We start from the raw sequence: 2,073 nt of genomic DNA on the forward strand, positions 1-2,073 counted from the left end.
GTGGTTGCGGAGCAGGTGGGGCTGCGGGCCGATGGCAAGCCGGTGGTCGTGGTGGGTGGGGACTCGAAGTGGCGCAGGTTCACGGACAGTGGCGATTCGCGGCACACGGCGGTGCAGGATGACGTCGCCGGCTACCGGTTGACGGCCGACGGGACCATCGAGGGTGACCTGCCGGAGGGCTTCGAGTCCGCCGACACCGCGGCCGGGTTGACCCCGTTGGAGGGGGCGGCGAAGTTCGGCGACCCGGTGCCGTTCAGCGCGGGGGCGGGTCGTCAGGGTCGTGACCTGTCCGTGGTGCCGGGGTCGGATGTGCGGGTGGAGAGCCGGCCGCTGAGCGAGGGCCCGGGAAGCGCGGTGACGGGACGCGCCTACCTCGCGACGCGGGAGTTCGACGCATTCGAGCCGGTCGGGGGACCGTCGGAGCTGGTGGGCTTCAAGGCCGATCTGCCGACCTACCGACACGTCATGATGGACGCCGCCGACCCCGACCGCGTGGTGCAGGAGCTGGGCCGGATGCCGGTGCCGTGGCGCGGTGGGAGCGCGCCGTACGTCGTGATGACGTTCAAGCGCTCGGACGGGGTGCGGGTGGCCGCCGAGCACGGCGGCGACCACGAGTTGACGTTCGATCAGTTCGCAGAACTGGTCGCGGCGGACCCGCAGCTCAAGGCCCTGCCTCCGGATGTGCCGGTGTTCCTGGCGGCGACCAACGCGGCGCGGTCGGACCTGGAGCTGGTGCGGAGGATCGCGGCGGTGACGGACCGGGTGGTGTACGCCCCGACGAACCGCATCGCAATGGACACTGCCGAGCACGGCGGCTGGTCGTTCGCGCTGGAGGCGCCCGCGACGGTGGGCGGCGACAAGCCCGGTCCGCGCGGGCAGATCGTGCGGATCGACCCTCCGTCCAGGGGCGGGGTCGACCCGGGCCCGCGGCAGTCCGGAAGCGTGACCACGCTGGACGGCGACGTTGTGCCGGACCGGATGGTGCTGATGCGTCCGATCATCGATGCGCAAGGCATCCCGATCCACGGACGGAGCAGCCACGATGACGCCTCCTGGGCCTCCCGCGAATTCAGCTACGCTGTCGCGCTCGGCGATCGAGCCTATGTAGCAGACAGTAGGGGGCCGGTGGCGGTGCGCCGTCCGGTCCCGTGGGGTGAGCACACGTACTTCTTCATCGCGCACGCCGCCAGGACTGCCGTCGCACTGAAGTCGGTGGACAACTTCACGGACACCGTTTCCGGGACGGAGTTGGGGCGACTTCTACGCCGCCGTCCAAGCATCGCCGCGCTGCTGAACCGAGCGGAGCAGCAGGGCGAGGTCCCGTCGATCACCCTGGTGGCCTGCCAGTCGGCCGCCCTGGCGCAGGAAGTGGCGGACGCGACGGGGATGGTGGTTCACGCCCCGAACTCCATCACTGGACTGCTCGGCGGCAGGCCGCCAGCAAACAAGGCGATTGTCGCTCCGGAGCTCCGTGTCGACGTGCGCCCCGAGACGGGTGCGTATGGCGAGTTCTTGACCTTCCATCCGAACGAGTTGTCGCCGGAAGCGTTGGGCAACGGCGGGATGACCATGGATTCGTATGTGGCGGCGTTCGATCACAAGGTGACGTCGCTGAGTGCTGGCGAGGCGGAGGCCGTTCGGGTGGTGGGTCAGCGGATCGCGCCGGAGTTGATTCGTCGTCATCTCGCCGGTCTGGAGCTGCCGGTGGTCACGGTGACGGGGCGGGGCAACGGGCGTTTCACGGCGGCGTGGACCGGGTTGAAGCGGGCGAAGTCGGTGCGGGCGCTGTTGGTGGACGAGATCGGTGCGAAGCTGGCCGACGCGAAGGTGGAGCTGGACCTGGATTCGTTGATCCGGGTGGAGTCGGTGGGGCGGGGCGAGTTGCCCGCCGAGATCACCCCGGGAGGTACGCCGGAGGAGCGGCAGCGGTCGGCGATGATTTCGGTGGAGTTCCCGTCGGCGGTGGCTCCGGTGTCGTCGGTGGTGCGTTCTCGGGACGTTCCGTCGGGTGTGTGGGTGACGGATCGGTCGTTGTCGGCGTCGTCGCAGGTGCAGTTCCGTGAGGCGCTGGAC

At 69.9% G+C, this 2,073-nt stretch carries 1 protein-coding gene; it reads left to right on the forward strand.

The window, feature by feature from the left end:
* On the forward strand, window positions 1-2,073 hold a 2,073-nt coding region (locus tag ACWD4U_RS34670; protein ID WP_363462288.1), incomplete at both ends, for a hypothetical protein.

This window comes from Kitasatospora sp. NPDC002522 (assembly GCF_053595195.1).